The following is a 17,052-nucleotide window of genomic DNA, read 5'->3' as shown; positions in this document are numbered from 1 at the left end:
TCCTCACAGATGGTGGGCGAAGGATTCGTACGGCGCGTCGGGTTCGCCGGTCGGTTCGAAATGGCCGATGTTCTCCAGCGACGTCCACCATTCGTCCCGCGGTTTCCAGGAGGCGCGCACCCGCATGCCCATCCGGACGTCGGCGGCGTCGCAGCCGAGGACGAGGTGCAGGAACGCGATGTCCGCGCCGTCGAGCAGGATGTACGCGGCCACGTACGGCGGTTTGATCTTCTGGCCGAGGAACGGCACGTTCACGATGCAGAACGTGGTGACGATGCCGGTGTCGGGCAGTTCGACCTCGTCGGTGGTCGGCACGCCGTCGGTCGGGCACGCGCCGCGCGGCGGGATGTAGACCTTCTCGCACGACGGGCAGCGCTGGCCGATCAGCTTCCCCTCCGCGAGCCCGCGCAGGTACCGGCTTTCCTCGGGCGACGCGGAATGCTCGTAGCGCAGGTGGATCGGCGTGATCACCACGCTGACCGGCGCGCCCTCTTCGCGTTTCGCGACCGGGGGAGGCGCCTCGGTGGGTTCGGTGTCGGGCCCGTCGGCGGGGACGAAGTAGGCGATGTCCCGGATGTGGCCGACGGTCTCCTCGGCCCAGCGGATCCGCACGCGCTGTCCGGTGTGGACATTCGAAGGCGTGCCCGCGTCGACGGCGTGCAGGATCGAGGTGTCGGCGCCGTCGAGCCGGATCAGCGCCCACGCGAACGGCCGCGACAACGGCTGGCCGTCGACGGGTTCGGCGATCCAGGACCAGGAGACGATCTCTCCCTCGGAGGCCACCGGGACGAACTCGGACAGGGCTTCGGCGGTCACGGGGTCGTACTCCAAGGGGGGTACGTGGACGCGGCCGTCGCTGCCCCGGACGCCTTCGACGCGGCGTTCGCGCAGGGCGTCGACGAACCGGCCGAGTACCGGGCCGACCGAACGCGTGTAGTCGAAGCCCACGTTGAGCGGGGCCGACAGCGGGAGTTCAGGTGCGCTCACATCCTGAGTGAAACATGTTCTCGATTTCTCGGCAAGATCGGCCATCTGGGCTCGGCTGACGGTTGCCCTTGAGTGGAACGCGTTCTAGATTCGCGGGTATGTCGACTGCCACCGGGACACTTGGGGTCTGGAACATCGCCGCACAGGAGCCGGAACGGGTCGCGCTCGTCGATCCGGACGGCCGCTCCATCGGCTACGGGGACCTCGCCGCGAAAGCGAACGCGTACGCCCGGGGCCTGCAGGCCCTCGGGCTGGAGGCCGGGGACGTGGTCGTCGTCCTGCAGCCCAACGGCGACGAACTCGTGGCGGCGTACTTCGCCGCCATCCAATCCGGTCTGTACATCGTGGTGGTCAACTGGCATCTCGTCGCGCCGGAGGTCGCCTACATCCTGTCCGACAGCGGTGCCAAGGCCTTCCTCGCGCACGAACGGTTCGCCGACGTCGCGATCGCCGCCGCCGACGAGGCCGGGATCCCGGAACGCGGCCGGTTCGCCGTCGGCGACGTCGACGGCTTCCGCCGGATCGAGGAACTCGGTTCCGGCGAGGGCGACGGCCGTCCGGAGCGGCGCACGGCGGGCTCGCCGATGCTCTACACGTCGGGGACCACGGGGCGGCCCAAGGGTGTCCGGCGGCCGCTGACCGGCGCCGACCCCGACTCCGTGCCTGCCGCGTCGACGTGGTTCTTCGGGATCTTCGGGCTGGCGCCGCACGACGACCACGTGCATCTGTGCGGATCGCCGCTCTATCACACGGCCGTGCTCAACTTCGTCGCGATTTCCCTGCAGCTGGGCCATACCGCGGTGCTGATGGACCGCTGGGACGCCGAGGACATGCTGCGGCTGATCGAGCGGCACCGCGTCACGCACAGCCACATGGTCCCGACGCAGTTCCGCCGCCTGCTCGCCCTGCCGGACGACGTCCGCGCGGCCTACGACCTGAGTTCGCTGCGCGTGATGATCCACGGCGCGGCGCCGTGTCCGCTGGAGGTCAAACGCCGGATGCTCGACTGGTGGGGCCCGGTCGTCACCGAGTACTACGCGGCCACCGAAGGTGGCGGAACGGCGATCTCCGGTGAGGAATGGCTGAAGAAACCGGGGTCGGTCGGGCTGCCGTGGCCGGGTTCGACGATCAAGATCCTCGACGACGAGGGCGCGGAACTGCCCGCCGGCGAGACCGGCACGGTGTACATGAAGATGGGCGACTCGAAGTTCGAGTACCACAAGGATCGGGCCAAGACGGACAAGGCGCGGGTCGGGGACCTGTTCACCCTCGGCGACGTCGGGCATCTCGACGAGGACGGCTACCTCTTCCTGCACGACCGCAAGGCGGATCTGATCATCTCGGGCGGGGTCAACATCTACCCGGCGGAGGTCGAGGGCGAGCTGGTGATGCATCCGAAGATCGCCGACGTCGCGGTGTTCGGCGTCCCGCACGAGGACTGGGGCGAGGCGATCAAGGCCGTCGTCGAGCCCGCGGACGGGGTCGAACCGTCCGAGGAGCTGACCGCGGAGATCCTCGAGTACGCGGCGTCGCGGCTGGCGAAGTTCAAGCTCCCGCGTTCCGTCGACTACTTGCCCGAACTCCCGCGCGACCCGAACGGGAAGCTCTACAAGCGCAAGCTCCGCGACCCGTACTGGGAGGGCCACCGCGCCCCCTGACGCATTTAGTCCTCTGGATGCGGTAGTTCACCGGCGAACTACCGCATCCAGAGGACGAAACGCGGGGGTCAGCGGCCCCGGAAGACGGGCTTGCGCTTCTCGGCGAAGGCGCGGGGGCCTTCCTTCGCGTCTTCGCTCGCGAAGACCTCGATGCCGTACTGGGCGTCGAGTTTGAAGGCCTCTTCTTCGTGCATGCCCTCGGTGTCGCGCATGGTCTTGAGGATCGCGCGGACCGCCAAGGGGCCGTTCGCGGAGATGAGGCCGGCGAGTTCGAGCGCCTTGTCCAATGCCCTGCCGTCCGGAACGACGTGGCCGATCAGGCCGATCTCCAGCGCCTCGGCCGCGGTGATGTGGCGTCCGGTCAGCAGCAGGTCGGCGGCGACGGTGTACGGGATCTGGCGGGGGAGCCGCACGGCCGAACCGCCCATCGGGAACAGGCTCCACCGCGCCTCGGACACGCCGAACTTCGCGCTCTCGCCCGCGACGCGGATGTCGGTGCCTTGAAGGATCTCGGTCCCGCCCGCGATCGCCGGTCCTTCGACGGCCGCGATCAACGGCTTCGTCAGCCGCCGCCCCTTCAGCAGTCCCTCGATCTTGCTGGGGTCGAAAGTGCCCTTCTCGAACGAATCGGACGGCGAGTTCTTCGACATCGACTTCAGATCCGCGCCCGCGCAGAACGCGCCACCCGCTCCGGTGAGCACGCAACACCGGACGTCGTCGTCTTCGTCGACCCGGTTCCACGCCTCGACCATGATCCCGAGCATCTCGCCGCTGAGCGCGTTGCGGGCCTCCGGTCGGTTCATCGTGACCACGAGGGTGTGTCCGATCTTTTCCACCAGCGCGTGAGGTTCGTTCACCACATTTTTCAAAGTTTCAGCCTCCCGAAGAGCGGCCATTGCCCAGAACGATAACATGTTCTACTTTGAAGAAGTGGCACTCAACATCGCGGATCTACTCGAGCACGCCGTCGACGCCGTGCCGGAGCGCATCGCGGTCGTCTGCGGCGATCGGCGGGTCACCTTCGCCGAATTGGAAGAGCGCGCCAACCGGCTGGCGCACCACCTCGCCGCACACGGCGTGGGACCCGGATCCCACATCGGTGTCTATTCCCGGAACTCGATCGAGGCCCTGGAATCGATGATCGCCGCGTACAAGCTGCGCGCGATCGCGGTCAACGTCAACTACCGTTACGTCCACGGCGAACTGCGGTACCTGTTCGACAACGCCGACCTCGTGGCGCTGGTCCACGAACGCGGGTATTCGGACAAGGTGGCCGCCGTCCTGCCGGAAACGCCGAAACTGAAACACGTTGTCGTCGTCGACGACGGAAGCGACGGCGACTACTCGTCCTACGGCGGCGTGGACTACGAAGCCGCTCTCGCCGAAGGTTCGCCCGAGCGGGACTTCGCCGAACGCAGCGCCGACGACATCTACATCCTCTACACCGGCGGCACCACCGGCTATCCCAAGGGCGTCCTGTGGCGTCACGAGGACATCTGGCGGGCGCTGGGCGGCGGCATCAACTTCGTCACCGGCGAGTACGTCCCGGACGAGTGGACGCTCGCCGAACAGGGCAAGTCGGGCAGCCTGGTCCGGCTCCCGGCCGCGCCGCTGATCCACGGCGCCGCGCAATGGGCCGCGTTCGGCGCGCTGTTCACCGGCAGCCCGGTCGTGTTCGTCCCGCGGTTCGACGCGCACGACGTCTGGAAAGCCGTGCAGGACAACAAGGTCCAGGTGCTCACCATCGTCGGCGACGCGATGGCGCGGCCGTTGATCGACGCCTATCGCGAGGGTGACTACGACGCGTCGTCGATCGTGGCGGTGTCGAGTCACGCCGCCCTGTTCTCCCAGTCGGTGAAGCAGGAATTCCTGTCGCTGCTCCCGCATGTGGTGATCACCGACGCGATCGGCTCGTCCGAAAGCGGGTTCACCGGTATCGGCATGGTCAGCAAGGACAGCGATCATTCCGCCGGGCCCCGGGTCAACTTCGGCAAGGACGCGATCCTCGTGGACGACGACGGCGCGCTGGTCGAGCCGAAACCGGGCGCGATCGGCCTGATCGCCCGGCGCGGGCACGTCCCGCTCGGGTACTACAAGGATCCCGCGAAGACCGAGAAGATCTTCGTCGAGATCGACGGCAAGCGGTACGTCGTCCCGGGTGACTACGCGCGCTACGAGGAAGACCTGACGGTGACCCTGCTCGGCCGGGGGTCGCAATGCGTGAACACCGGCGGCGAGAAGGTGTACCCGGAAGAGGTCGAGGGTGCGCTCAAATCGCATCCGGACGTTTTCGACGCACTCGTCATCGGTATCCCCGACGACCGGCTCGGCCAGCGGGTGGCCGCGGTGGTCCAGCCGCGCTCCGGCAAGGAACTCGACGTCGCCGCGCTCGAAGCGCACGTACGGACCGAGATCGCCGGGTACAAGGTGCCGCGCAGTCTCTGGCTCGCGGAGGAGATCGGGCGTTCGCCCAGCGGGAAGCCGGACTATCCCTGGGCCCAGCGCTACGCCTCCGAGCACGAGCCCGTCACCATCCAACCGGCGTAAGGAGTTTCATGCGGACGTCTCTGTGCGACCGGCTCGGGATCGACCTGCCGATCGTCGGGTTCACCCCGTCCGAGCATGTGGCCGCGGCGATCAGCCGGGCGGGCGGGCTCGGCGTGCTGGGCTGCGTGCGGTTCAACGACGCGGCCGAACTCGACGCCGTCCTGTCCTGGATGGACGAGAACACCGGCGGGAAGCCGTACGGCGTCGACATCGTGATGCCGGCGAAGATCCCGGCCGAAGGGACGTCGATCGATCTCGCGAAGCACATCCCGCAGGAGCACCGCGACTTCGTGGAGCGGACGCTGCGCGACCTCGCGGTGCCGCCGCTTCCGGACGACACCGACGAACGCGCCGGTGTGCTGGGCTGGCTGCATTCGGTCGCCCGGTCCCATGTCGAGGTCGCGCTGAAACACCCGATCCGGTTGATCGCCAACGCCTTGGGCTCACCGCCGGTGGACGTCATCGAGCAGTGTCACGCGAAGGGCGTGCCGGTCGCGGCGTTGGCGGGCAAGGCCGAGCACGCTGTCCGGCACGTCGACAACGGCGTCGACATCGTTGTGGCACAAGGCTATGAGGCGGGCGGGCATACCGGCGAGATCGCGTCGATGGTCCTGCTGCCCGAGGTGGTCGACGCCGTCGGCGACCGGGTCCCGGTGCTCGCCGCGGGCGGGATCGGCTCGGGCAGGCAGGTCGCGGCCGCGCTCGCGCTGGGCGCGTCCGGGGTCTGGATGGGCTCCTTCTGGCTCGCCACCGAGGAATACCTCCAGACCATGGGGGAGTCCGAGGCGATGCAGCGGGCACTGGTCGCGGCGGGGTCGTCCGACACCGTCCGCACGCGGATCTACACCGGCAAACCGGCGCGGCTGCTCAAGACCCGGTGGACCGAGGCGTGGGCCGCGCCCGACGCGCCCGAGCCGTTGCCGATGCCGTTGCAGAACCTGTTGGTCTCCCACGCGCACAACCGGATCCACCACGCGGCGGATCCGAGTGTGGTCTCGATGCCGGTGGGGCAGATCGTCGGGCGGATGGACCGGGTGCGCCCGGTCGCCGACGTGATCGCGGAACTCGTTTCGGGGTACGAAGAAACACTGTCGCGTTTGGACAAGACCCGCTGAGATCCCCTCAGAACGCGATGAAAGGTCCGTTACTTGCGGAATTCGCAAGTAACGGACCGTTCATGGCATGCCGTGCGGTGGAACTACAACCCGGCGGCCGCGTTCTTGATCGCGGTCGCGAAGGTGCTCACCTCGGTGTAGACGCCGGGAGCGTGCGCCCGCGCGCAGCCTTCGCCCCAGCTGACGATGCCGACCTGGATCCAGGCCCCGGCGCTGTCGCGACGGAACATCGGGCCGCCCGAGTCACCCTGGCAGGTGTCGACGCCGCCCGAGTTGATGTTGCCCGCGCAGATCTCGGCGCTGTCGATCAGGTCGGCGTAGCTGCCGCCCTGCGCCTTGCAGGTCGAGTCGGAGACGAACGGGACGGTGGCCTTGAGCAGGTACCGCTGCTGCGCGCCACCCTCGGTCGCGGCACCCCAGCCGGCGACGGTGAAGGTGCCGCTGTTGTAGGCGGTCGTGGTGGTGATCGGCAGCGTCGGGATGCCGCTGACCGGGCTGGCGAGCTTGATCAGCGCCCAGTCACCACCGGTGGAGGTGGGGTAGGTCGGCGACCGGTACACGTAGGTCGACTTGACCTTCTTGGCCGCCGTGCTCTGCAGGTCCACCACGCCGAGGGTGGCGGTGATACCCGTGTTGGCCCCGGTCCGCGACACACAGTGTGCGGCCGTCAGCACGATCTGCGGGGTGTAGAGCGCACCGCCGCAACCCATGGAAAGCCTGACCATCCAAGGGAATTCGCCCTGAGCGGCCCGGGTCCCACCGACCACGTCGGTGGACGGCGGCTGCGCGGCGGCGGCTTGCGGAGCCGTGGCGAGGCCCGCCAGGGTTCCGGCCGCCGCGACGGCGATCAGGGTCTTTTTGAGCAGGCTGAACCGACGCTTGATGTTCAAGGGTTCATTCCTTCCGGCTGTCCACAGTGGAGGCAGGGAGACTGACTGCGGCCAACTGACTACAGCAGGTGGGCACACACGGGGACAACCAACTTTCTTCGGATCTTTCGGCCGATGGTGGTGATTAACGGACGTCCGGTCCTGGTCGCCGACGAATGGCGTAGGCCGGAGCGCCCAACGCCTCTACTCCCAGGCCGGCGATCGCCGGAACCGCCGGAAGGCTGAACGACCTCGGAGAGGTGCCCTTTCGGCCACGAGTGTGAGCGTGGCATGAACACTTCGTTCGGGTCAGTACAGGCATGGGGAATCGGGCCTAGGATCTGGATCGTGAAAGCGCGTTCGCCTAGACTGCATCCCCCCGCCGACGGCCCGGTCCGGGACGGAATTCCCGAGCACGGCCGCATTCCCCGCTATTACGCGGTCAAAGTCGATCTGCTCGACGTGATCTCCGAATTAGGCCAAGGAGCGGTACTTCCCACCGAAAGGGAACTGTCCGAAAGGTTCGAGGTTTCCCGTGCGACGGTCCGCCAGGCCGTCGGCGAACTCGTCCTGGAAGGGCGGCTGAGCAGGCGTCAGGGGAGCGGCACGTACGTCGCGGGCCCCAAGCTCGTCCAGCCGCTCGCCTTGGTGAGTTACACGGAAGGACTCAGGAGGCAGGGCATTCAGCCGGGCCGGAATTTGATCTCTTTGGAACGCCGCGAGGCGGGTCCGTCGCTGGCTTCGGAACTGGAAATCGATCCCGAAGACGACGTCATCCACATCGAACGGGTACTGCTCGCCGACGACGAGCGGGTCGGGCTGGAATCGACCTATCTCACCGCCGCGCGATTCCCGACGCTGATGGATGTGTTCGATCCCACACAGTCGCTCTACGCCTGTTTGCGGGAACGGCTGGGGGTGGTCTTCGACGGCGCGGAGGAGCGGGTCGAGACCGTGCTCGCCACGCCGCGGGAGGCGCTGCTGATCGGGACGAACCCGGCGCTGCCGATGCTGTTGATGCACCGGACCTCGTGGGGCACCGACGGGATCCCGTTCGAACGTGTCCGTTCGCTGTTCCGCGGCGACCGGCTCTCCTTCGAGACCCGACTGGGCCGCGTGGAGTAGCCACCCGCCGCATTCAGTCCTCTGAACGCGATATTTGCGGATTCAACGACCGCATCCAGAGGACGAAACGCGGGGTAAAGTAACGCAAATATAACAGGTCTGGTCCACATTTCGGAGGTACTTCACCTGGGGTTAGGACGGGGGTCACGGAGCGTTGGTGCGCGCAGGCGAGCGTCTGCGGTGTGCGAATCCTCATCATCGGCGGCGGAGTGCTCGGCACCCAGCACGCCTGGCAGGCCGTCGAACGCGGCCACGACGTCGTCCAGATCGAACGGGAACCCGAGGCCAGGGGCGCGTCCGTGCGCAACTTCGGCCTGGTCTGGGTCGGCGGCCGCGCCGGCGGTCCCGAACTGGAGACGGCCGCCAGGGCGCGGGTGCTGTGGGAGCGCATCGGGGAACGCGTCGAAGGGATCGGCTTCCGGCCGAACGGCTCGCTCACCGTCGTCCGCACCGAGGCCGAACTCGCCGTCGCGCGGGCGGCCGCCGACACAGTCGAAGACCGCGGCTTCAAACTGCTCGACGCCGCCGAGACCCGCGAACTGAACCCGGCCCTGCGCGGCGAATTCCTCGGCGCGCTCTGGTGCGACCGCGACGCCGCCGTCGAACCGCGCGTCGCCCAGCCCGCCCTCCGCGCCGAGCTCGCGAAGAGCGGCCGCTACACCTGGGTGCCCGGCCGCGAGATCCGCGACCTGACCGATCGCGGCGTCGTCGACGACACGGGCGAGACCCACGAGGGCGACGTCGTGGTGCTGTGCACCGGCGCCTGGACCGGCGGCCTGGTCAAGGAGCTCGCCGGGACGACGCCGGTCCGCCGCGTGCGGCTGCAGATGGCCCAGACCGAGCCGCTCGGGGAAACCCTCACCACCACGGTCGCCGACGCGGACAGCTTCCGCTACTACCCGGCGTACCGCGGCGAGGCGCTCGACGGCCTCAACGCGGGCCAGCCGCAGGGCGAGATCGCCGCGGCCGCCAAGATGCAGCTGCTCATGGTCCAGCGCCTCGACGGCTCGCTGACCATCGGCGACACCCACGAGTACGACGAACCGTTCTCCTTCGACACCACTGAAGCGCCGTACGACCATCTCGCCGAGGTCGCCGGGGCGCTGCTCGGCCGGCCGCTGCCGCGGATCACCCGCCGCTGGGCCGGGGTCTACGCCCAGACCACCGACACCGCCCGGATCGTGCACCGCGCCCGCGTCGCGGACAACGCGTGGCTCGTCACCGGGCCGGGCGGCCGCGGCATGACCTGTTCCCCCGCCATCGCCGAAGACACCGCAGAGGAGCTGTCCTGGTGAACACCGAACTCGTCGTCCTGGACATGGCGGGCACCACCGTCGCCGACGACGGCCTGGTGATCCGCGCCTTCACCGCCGCGATCGCCGCCGCCGGAGTGTCCGAAGAGGACAGCCTCTTCCCCGGCATGCTCGACTACGTCGTCGAAACGATGGGACAGTCCAAGATCGTCGTCTTCCGCGCCCTGCTCGACGGGGACGAAGAACTCGCCCAGCGCGCGAACACCGCCTTCCAGGACGCCTACGGGAAACTCGTCGCCGACGGCCACTGCGAGCCGATCCCCGGCGCCGAGCAGACGATCCAGGAACTGCGTGCCCACGGCGTGAAGGTCGCGCTCACCACCGGCTTCGCGCCGGACACGCAGAACGCGATCCTCGACGCGCTGGGCTGGCACGGCCTCGCCGACGCCGTGCTGGCGCCGGGCGACGGAGTACGCGGCCGCCCGTTCCCCGATCTCGTTCTCGCCGCCGCGCTGCGGCTCGAAGTCACCGATGTCCGCCGGATCGCCGTCGCCGGTGACACCCCGTCGGACGTCCAGACCGGGCTGCGGTCCGGCGCCTCGCTCGTCGCCGGTGTGCTCACCGGATCGGCGAAGAAGCCGGAACTCGAAGCCGCCGGCGCCACCCACGTCCTCGAATCCGTCCGCGACCTCCCCACCCTGCTGTCCTAAAAGGAGCTTTGACGACATGAAGAAACTCGCGGCCACCGCCCTCGCCGGGCTGCTCGCCCTCACCCTGGGTGCCTGCGGCGGGACCGCCGGTGGCGCGTCCGGCGACCAGACCGTCACGCTGTACACAGTGGACGGTCTGGAGGACTGGTACGCCCAGCGCATCGAGGAGTTCAAGGCCAAGACCGGGATCACCGTCCAGGCGGTCACCGCCGGATCCGGCGAGGTCGCCTCGCGGGTGGAGAAGGAGAAGGTCAACACCCAGGCCGACATCCTGGTCACGCTGCCGCCGTTCATCCAGCGGGCCGCGTCGCAGGGCCTGCTCGCCGCCACGGCGCCCGCCGGGATCGACCAGGTCCCCGCCGGGCAGAAGGACGGCCAGGGCCGCTACTTCGCCCTCATGAACAACTACCTCAGCTTCATCCGCAACCCGCAGGCCTCGCCCAAGACCTGGGACGACCTCCTGGCCCCGTCACTCAAGGGCAAGCTCCAGTACTCGACCCCCGGCGAAGCGGGTGACGGCACCGCTGTCCTGCTGCAGCTGCAGCACGTCCTCGGTGATCAGGGCGCGCTCGACTACCTCGCCAAGCTCGAAGCCAACAACGTCGGCCCGTCGTCCTCCACCGGCAAGCTCCAGCCGAAGGTGGCCAAGGCCGAGATCCTGGTGGCCAACGGCGACGTCCAGATGAACCTCGCCGAGATCGAGAAGAGCGGCGGTTTCGAGGTCTTCTTCCCGGCCGACGCGCAGGGCAAGCGCTCCACCTTCGCCCTCCCGTACTACGCCGGTCTGGTGAACAACGCGCCGCACGCCGAGAACGCCAAGAAGTTCCTGGACTTCCTGCTCTCGCCCGAGGTGCAGGGCAAGGCCGTCGACGCCTTCGGTGCCCCGTCGCGGACCGACGTCACACCGTCCGGCCCGCGCGCGGACAAGGTGAAGGCCGCCCTCGCCGGAGTCGAGATCTGGCAGCCGGATTGGGACGCCGTCCTCGCGAAGCTCGACGCCGACCTCGCCGCGTACAAGAAGGCCGTGGGCCGATGACCCCGGCGGTCGAATTCCGCGGCGTGTCCGTCCGTTTCGGCCGGACGACCGCCCTCTCGCCACTGGACCTCACCGTGGCGAGAGGGGAGACGCTGGCGATGCTCGGGCCGTCCGGCTCCGGCAAGTCGACGGCCCTGAAGGCCCTCGCGGGCTTCGTCGTGCCGAGCACCGGCCGGGTCCTGCTCGACGGCGAGGACGTCACCGATCTGCCGCCGCACCGGCGCGGCCTCGGCGTGGTCGTGCAGAGTTACGCGCTGTTTCCGCATATTCGGGTCGAGGCCAACGTCGCTTTCGGCCTCAAGGCACGGAAAACGCCCCGCGCCGAGACAGCGAGCCGGGTCGCCGAGGCACTGGAGCTGGTCGGGATGGGCAAGTACGCCCGCCGGTACCCCCGTGAGCTTTCGGGCGGGCAGCAGCAGCGTGTCGCGCTCGCGCGGGCGTTGGCGATCCGGCCGCGGGTGCTGCTGCTCGACGAACCACTGTCCGCTTTGGACGCCGCCCTGCGCGAGGACATGGTCGCGGAACTGCTGCGGCTGCGGGCCGAACTGCCCGACACCACGCTGATCTACGTCACCCACGACCAGGGCGAGGCGCTGGCGCTGGCCGACCGGATCGCCGTGATGCGCGATTCGCACCTGGTGGAACTCGGGCCCAGCCGCGAGCTGTACCAGCGGCCGTCGACGGAGTTCACCGCGAGCTTCCTCGGCGCGTCCAACCTCATCCCGGTCGAGCTGATCCAGGCCGACGGCACCAGGGTCCGCCTCGGCGACCGCGAACTGGCGGCCGATCCGTCCGGGACCTTCCGGGCGGGCCAGCCGGTCGCGCTCGGCGTCCGGCCGCATCGGGTCGGGATCACCGCGGCGGACACCCCGGGCGCGCTGCCCGCGGTCCTGCGCGGTGTCCAGTGGCGTGGCACGGGTTTCCGGCTCGACCTCGAATTCGCGCACGACGGCAACGAGGTCCGCGCCGAAGTGCCGGACATCGACGGCCTTCCGAACGTGGGGCAGCGGGTCGGAGTGTCCATTCCGGACGGTTGCCCGCTGGTGGGCGTCGGATGACCGGCCTCGCGCTCACCGCCGTGGCGGCACCGGCGCGGCGGCGGGAAAAACAGTCCGGTCGCGGCTGGCTCCTGCTGCCGCCGGTGCTCGTCCTGCTCGGTTTCTTCGGCTACCCGCTGGTGCTGGTCGTCCTGCAGTCGCTGGAATCGAAGACGGGTGAGTTCGGGCTTTCGGTGTGGCTGGACGTCCTGGGCTCGGCGGAATTCCGGGACGCCGCCTGGAAAACCGTCGCCCTCGCGCTCGGCGCCACCGCGGGTTGCGTGGTGCTGGGGACGTTCCTCGCGCTGGTGATCGCGTTCGTGCCGTTCCCCGGCGCGCGGACGCTCTCGCGGCTGGTGGACACCGTGCTCGCGTTCCCGTCGTTCCTCATCGCGCTCGCGTTCACGTTCATCTACGGCAGCGCCGGCATCCTGGGCGCGGGCGGATTCCTGTACTCGCCGTTCGGGATCCTGCTGGCGGAGATCACCTTCTACACGCCGTTCGTGATGCGGCCCGCGCTCGCCGCGTTCGGCCAGGTCTCGTCGGCGCAGATGGAGGTCGCGGCCAGCCTCGGCGCGAAACCCGGTCGCGTGCTGCGCCAGGTGATCCTCCCGGAGGCCTTGCCTTCACTGGCTTCCGGCGCGTGCCTGACCATGCTGCTGGCGATGAACGAGTTCGGCATCGTGCTGTTCCTCGGCGCCAAGGACGTCACGACGCTGCCGATGCTGGTGTACGGCAAGGGGATCGTCACGTTCGACTTCCCGCAGGCCTGTGTCATCGCGGTGGTCAACGTCGTGTTCTCCCTGGCCCTGTACGGAACCTACCGGCGGCTGACGAAGGGAGGCGGCCGTGCTGCTGTGGACCAGGCGTAGCCGAGTCCTGCTGTGGGTGGTGTTCGCGGTGCTGTTCACCGCCATCGTGCTGGCGCCGCTGCTGATGATCGTGCTGGCGTCGGTCGCCGGAAACTGGACGGGACTTCTGCCGGGCGCGCTCACCGGCTCGCATTTCGCGCGGGCGCTGTCCGGGGAGACGTTCGCGAGTCTCTCGGTGAGCATCCAGACGGGTGTCATCGCGTCGCTGGTGTCGGTACTGCTCGGCACGTGGGCCGCGCTCGCGTCGCGGTCGGCGCCGCCGAAGCTGCGCAAGGCCGTCGACACCCTGTTCCACCTGCCGATCGCGGTGCCGTCGGTGGTGCTGGGGCTGGCGCTGCTCGTCGCGTTCAGCCGTCCGCCGCTCGCCTTCAACGGCACGCGCTGGATCGTGCTGCTGGGGCACGTGATGATCCTTCTCCCGTTCTCCTACAGCACGGTCTCGGCCGCGATCGCGCGGATGGATCCGCTGCTGGCACAGGCGGCGGCGAGCCTCGGCGCGTCACCGGCCCGGGTGCTGCTGCGGGTGCGGCTTCCGGTGCTGCTGCCGTCGATCTCGGCGTCGGCGAGCCTCGCGCTGGCGATGTCGATGGGCGAACTGGGCGCGACGATGATGCTGTACCCACCGGACTGGCGGACGCTGCCCGCGAGCATCTTCGCGCTCACCGACCGGGGCCAGGTGTTCCTGGCGTCGGCGAGCACCGTGCTGCTGCTGGCCGTCACGCTCGCCGGGGTGGTGGTCCTCGGGCTGGCGCGCGGCCGTGCGGCACAGCGATGATGCAACCATTCGTCCGCTTCGTTCCGTCTCGACACCATGATGAACGCAGCGAAGACGCTGGGTGCGGTGATCGTGCTCGCCGCGACGACGGCGGCCTGCGGCGCGGGCGGCCCCGGAGCTCCGGCGAACACGAGCACCCCTCCGGTCGTCACCACACCTTCGGATCTGCCCACCTCGCTCCCGGCGAGCCCGCCGGTCGCGAAACCGCCGATGTCCCGGCCGACCGTCGGCCCGCCGCCCTCGGACAAGATGCTGCCGCCGTCCCAGGTCGAGACCCAACTGCCCGTGCAGGTCAGCGCCGAGAACGACGGACTGGCCGTGCACATCGAACTGAGCGGCTGCGACGAGGCGAGGGCGAACCTCGCCGAAGAGAACGCGCAGCGGGTCGTGGTCACCGTGACCATCGACCACGCGAAGCCGGGGCAGATGTGCCCGCAGGTGATCCGCTACGCCGTCCTGCCGGTGAAACTCGCCCAGCCGCTCGGTACCCGGAAGGTCGTCGTTTGACCGGGTTCGGGATGCAACCCGATGGCGGCTTCGTTCCGTCCCAGTCACATGAGGTACTTAACGAATGCCATCGGCCTTGGCCTGATCGTCGTTGCGGTATCCGCCTGCGGGGCGCAGAACCAGGCGGCGGAACCCGCGGCCGGACCCGGGAGCGGCACCCTGAGTACCGTGCCGCCGTCCCCGACCGCGCCGCCTTCGTCGTCGGCTCCCGCGCCGACCAGCAAGCCGGGAAGCCAGCCGGGTGTGCCGGGCGCGCCGCGCCAGGAGGTGCCGGAAGGCAGCACCAAGCTGCCGGACAAGCAGCTCGACGCGTCGGCACTGCCTGCGGACTACCCGCGTGAGGTGTACACCAGCAACGGCGGGACGATCCTGAACATCCGCGGCCAGGAAGGCGGCTGCGGGCACGCGACGGCGGAGGCCGCGCAGCAGGACGGGACCAGGGTCACCGTCAACCTGACCGAACTGAAGGGCCAGACCGGCCAGATGTGCACGATGGACATCCGGCATCCGGTGATCTCGGTGGCGCTTTCGGCGCCGCTGGGGGAGCGGACCGTGGTCCTCAAGCAGATGCGATAACGCCTACGCGCGCTATGAACGGTCCGTTCCTTGCAAAATTTGCAAGGAACGGACCGTTCATAGCGTTCTGCAGCTGACGAACGTACATGAAGGCCCTCTTCACTGCGTCTAGCGCAAGGAAGGGGGCCTTCATGTACTGCGACATGGTGTGAAGGTCGAGTTTCCTCGGCTCAGCCGAGGGAAGGGGGCCTTCACGCGCAGCCGTTGCGACTGCTGGTGCGTTCGGGGCGAACGTGACGATCCGCCGAGTCCGTGAAGGCCTCCTTCCCTACCCTGAAGGTAGTGAAGGAGGCCTTCACGGACAGGATCGTGGACTACCGGAAGCTGATCTGCAGCACCGGTTCCGACGTGGCCTCGAAGAAGTCGTTGCCCTTGTCGTCGATGACGATGAACGCGGGGAAGTCCTCCACCTCGATCTTCCAGACCGCTTCCATCCCCAGCTCGGCGTACTCGAGCACGTCGACCTTCTTGATGCAGTCCTGCGCGAGCCGCGCGGCCGGGCCGCCGATCGAGCCGAGGTAGAACCCGCCGTGCTCGTTGCACGCGGCGGTCACCTTCTTGGACCGGTTGCCCTTCGCCAGCATCACCAGCGAACCGCCGGCGGCCTGGAACTGCTCGACGTAGGAGTCCATGCGGCCCGCGGTCGTTGGCCCGAAGGAACCCGACGCGTAACCCTCGGGCGTCTTCGCCGGGCCCGCGTAGTACACGGGGTGGTCGCGAAGGTACTGAGGCATCTCTTCACCCGCGTCGAGCCGCTCGGCGATCTTCGCGTGCGCGATGTCGCGTGCGACGACGAGCGGGCCGGTCAGCGACAGGCGGGTCTTCACCGGCAGCTGCGAGAGCTGGGCGCGGATCTCGGCCATCGGCCGGTTCAGGTCGACGGTCACCACCTCGTCGGACAGGTCGTCCTCGGTGACGTCCGGCAGGAACTGCGCGGGGTCGCGCTCCAGCTGCTCCAGGAACACGCCGTCGGCGGTGATCTTCGCCTTCGCCTGGCGGTCGGCCGAGCACGACACGGCGACGCCGACCGGGCAGGACGCGCCGTGGCGCGGCAGGCGGATCACGCGGACGTCGTGGCAGAAGTACTTGCCGCCGAACTGCGCGCCGATGCCGAACTGGCGCGTCATCTCCAGCACCTGCTGTTCGAGGTCGACGTCGCGGAAACCGTGACCCAGCTCGGAACCCTCGGTGGGCAGGTCGTCGAGATAGCGGGCAGAGGCCAGCTTCGCGACCTTCAGGTTGAACTCCGCCGACGTGCCGCCGACGACGATCGCGAGGTGGTACGGCGGGCAGGCCGCGGTGCCGAGGCTGCGCAGCTTCTCGTCGAGGAACTTCGCGAGGCGCTTCGGGTTCAGGACGGCTTTCGTTTCCTGATAGAGGAACGTCTTGTTCGCGCTGCCGCCACCCTTGGCCATGAACAGGAATTCATAGCTCGGGTCGCCTTGACCGTCTTTGTGATAGAGCTCGATCTGCGCGGGCAAGTTGGTGCCGGTATTGCGCTCATCCCAGAAATTCACCGGCGCCATCTGCGAATAGCGCAGATTCAACTCCTGATAGGCGTCGAAAATACCGCGCGAGAGCGCGCGCTCGTCGTCCGCGCCGGTGAGCACGCCTTCGCCGCGTTTGCCGATCACGATCGCGGTGCCGGTGTCCTGGCACATCGGCAGGACACCGCCGGCGGAGATCGCCGCGTTGCGCAGCAGGTCCATCGCGACGAACCGGTCGTTGCCGCTGGCCTCGGGATCGTCGACGATCGCCCGCAGCTGCGCCAGGTGTGACGAGCGCAACAGGTGCTGGATGTCGGTGATCGCGGTCTTGGCGAGTTTGGTCAGCGCCTCGGGCTCGACCTTGAGGAACTTCCGGCCCGCGGCTTCGACGACCTCGACACCTTCGGTGCCGATCAGCCGGTACTCGGTGCGGGTGTCCTTGGCGAGCGGAAGGACTTCGGTGTACTGGAACGTGGTGGGCGCCACTGCGCGGGCTCC

The 17,052-nt window shown here is 68.7% G+C and carries 16 protein-coding genes; 12 read left to right on the top strand and 4 right to left on the bottom strand.

Annotation, left to right across the window (positions count from 1 at the left end; genetic code table 11):
- Positions 1–3 precede the first annotated feature (3 nt).
- Positions 4–1,032 (bottom strand): Zn-ribbon domain-containing OB-fold protein, encoded by a 1,029-nt coding sequence (locus AB8M46_RS29745; protein ID WP_394362355.1) that lies wholly within the window; start codon positions 1,030–1,032, stop codon positions 4–6.
- A gap of 53 nt (positions 1,033–1,085) precedes the next feature.
- Between AB8M46_RS29745 and AB8M46_RS29740 the strand changes: the two genes are divergently transcribed.
- On the top strand, positions 1,086–2,645 hold the full coding sequence (locus tag AB8M46_RS29740) for an acyl-CoA synthetase (RefSeq protein WP_394362354.1): 1,560 nt from the start codon (positions 1,086–1,088) through the stop codon (positions 2,643–2,645).
- 68 nt (positions 2,646–2,713) lie between these two features.
- On the opposite strand, the gene AB8M46_RS29735 is transcribed toward AB8M46_RS29740, so the two are convergent.
- Positions 2,714–3,502 (bottom strand): crotonase/enoyl-CoA hydratase family protein, encoded by a 789-nt coding sequence (locus tag AB8M46_RS29735; protein ID WP_394362434.1) that lies wholly within the window; start codon positions 3,500–3,502, stop codon positions 2,714–2,716.
- Between the two features lie 73 nt (positions 3,503–3,575).
- Between AB8M46_RS29735 and AB8M46_RS29730 the strand changes: the two genes are divergently transcribed.
- Positions 3,576–5,192 (top strand): acyl-CoA synthetase, encoded by a 1,617-nt coding sequence (locus AB8M46_RS29730; protein ID WP_199755162.1) that lies wholly within the window; start codon positions 3,576–3,578, stop codon positions 5,190–5,192.
- A gap of 8 nt (positions 5,193–5,200) precedes the next feature.
- Positions 5,201–6,307 (top strand): nitronate monooxygenase family protein, encoded by a 1,107-nt coding sequence (locus AB8M46_RS29725; protein ID WP_037343648.1) that lies wholly within the window; start codon positions 5,201–5,203, stop codon positions 6,305–6,307.
- An 83-nt stretch (positions 6,308–6,390) separates the two neighbouring features.
- On the opposite strand, the gene AB8M46_RS29720 is transcribed toward AB8M46_RS29725, so the two are convergent.
- Entirely contained in the window at positions 6,391–7,197 is an 807-nt protein-coding gene (locus tag AB8M46_RS29720) for a trypsin-like serine protease (protein WP_081975939.1), read from the bottom strand.
- Positions 7,198–7,524: 327 nt separating this feature from the next.
- Between AB8M46_RS29720 and AB8M46_RS29715 the strand changes: the two genes are divergently transcribed.
- The 9 genes from AB8M46_RS29715 to AB8M46_RS29675 all read left to right on the top strand — a co-directional run bounded on the left by AB8M46_RS29715 (position 7,525) and on the right by AB8M46_RS29675 (position 15,067).
- On the top strand, positions 7,525–8,301 hold the full coding sequence (locus AB8M46_RS29715) for a GntR family transcriptional regulator (RefSeq protein WP_394362353.1): 777 nt from the start codon (positions 7,525–7,527) through the stop codon (positions 8,299–8,301).
- A gap of 182 nt (positions 8,302–8,483) precedes the next feature.
- Positions 8,484–9,596 (top strand): TIGR03364 family FAD-dependent oxidoreductase, encoded by a 1,113-nt coding sequence (locus AB8M46_RS29710; protein WP_394362352.1) that lies wholly within the window; start codon positions 8,484–8,486, stop codon positions 9,594–9,596.
- On the top strand, positions 9,590–10,264 hold the full coding sequence (locus AB8M46_RS29705) for a phosphonatase-like hydrolase (RefSeq protein ID WP_394362433.1): 675 nt from the start codon (positions 9,590–9,592) through the stop codon (positions 10,262–10,264). Before AB8M46_RS29710 ends, AB8M46_RS29705 begins: the two co-directional genes overlap by 7 nt.
- Before the next feature lie 16 nt (positions 10,265–10,280).
- Positions 10,281–11,300, top strand: a complete 1,020-nt coding sequence (locus tag AB8M46_RS29700; protein ID WP_394362351.1) for a 2-aminoethylphosphonate ABC transporter substrate-binding protein — start codon at positions 10,281–10,283, stop codon at positions 11,298–11,300.
- Entirely contained in the window at positions 11,297–12,358 is a 1,062-nt protein-coding gene (locus AB8M46_RS29695; protein ID WP_394362350.1) for an ABC transporter ATP-binding protein, read from the top strand. The genes AB8M46_RS29700 and AB8M46_RS29695 overlap by 4 nt, the downstream gene beginning before the upstream one ends.
- Positions 12,355–13,209 carry a 2-aminoethylphosphonate ABC transporter permease subunit gene (locus AB8M46_RS29690; protein WP_394362349.1) on the top strand — a complete coding sequence of 285 codons (855 nt, stop codon included), beginning with the start codon at positions 12,355–12,357 and terminating at the stop codon, positions 13,207–13,209. Before AB8M46_RS29695 ends, AB8M46_RS29690 begins: the two co-directional genes overlap by 4 nt.
- Positions 13,187–13,984, top strand: a complete 798-nt coding sequence (locus AB8M46_RS29685) for an ABC transporter permease (RefSeq protein ID WP_394362348.1) — start codon at positions 13,187–13,189, stop codon at positions 13,982–13,984. The genes AB8M46_RS29690 and AB8M46_RS29685 overlap by 23 nt, the downstream gene beginning before the upstream one ends.
- Before the next feature lie 36 nt (positions 13,985–14,020).
- Positions 14,021–14,491 (top strand): hypothetical protein, encoded by a 471-nt coding sequence (locus AB8M46_RS29680; RefSeq protein WP_073846868.1) that lies wholly within the window; start codon positions 14,021–14,023, stop codon positions 14,489–14,491.
- Between the two features lie 168 nt (positions 14,492–14,659).
- Entirely contained in the window at positions 14,660–15,067 is a 408-nt protein-coding gene (locus tag AB8M46_RS29675; protein WP_037343662.1) for a hypothetical protein, read from the top strand.
- 314 nt (positions 15,068–15,381) lie between these two features.
- Here AB8M46_RS29675 and AB8M46_RS29670 read toward each other — a convergent pair whose 3' ends face one another.
- Positions 15,382–17,040: a fumarate hydratase gene (locus AB8M46_RS29670; RefSeq protein ID WP_037343664.1), complete on the bottom strand. Its 1,659-nt coding sequence runs from the start codon at positions 17,038–17,040 to the stop codon at positions 15,382–15,384.
- Positions 17,041–17,052: the final 12 nt, after the last annotated feature.

This window comes from Amycolatopsis sp. SB7-3, from assembly GCF_041021335.1.
Taxonomy (GTDB): domain Bacteria; phylum Actinomycetota; class Actinomycetes; order Mycobacteriales; family Pseudonocardiaceae; genus Amycolatopsis; species Amycolatopsis japonica.
Note: the sequence above shows the minus strand (reverse complement) of the source record. Positions and strands in the feature narration are given on the sequence as shown.